The 224-nt window shown below is 59.8% G+C and carries 1 rRNA gene; it reads left to right on the forward strand.

Annotated features, from left to right (window positions below):
• Positions 1-224 (forward strand): 23S ribosomal RNA (locus TN53_RS43945); the annotation flags it as partial.

Consider the following 224-nt stretch of genomic DNA (forward strand, 5'->3'; position numbering starts at 1 on the left):
AGCAGCCACCCTTGAAAGAGTGCGTAATAGCTCACTGGTCTAGTGATTCCGCGCCGACAATGTAGCGGGGCTCAAGCGTACCGCCGAAGTCGTGTCATTCCAGCATGAGGGCCAACGCCCGCTGGGATGGGTAGGGGAGCGTCGTGTGCCGGGTGAAGCCGCAGCGGAAGCTAGTGGTGGACGGTTCACGAGTGAGAATGCAGGCATGAGTAGCGATACACACG

The sequence above is a fragment of the Streptomyces sp. WM6386 genome (assembly GCF_000972385.1).
Classification (GTDB): domain Bacteria; phylum Actinomycetota; class Actinomycetes; order Streptomycetales; family Streptomycetaceae; genus Streptomyces.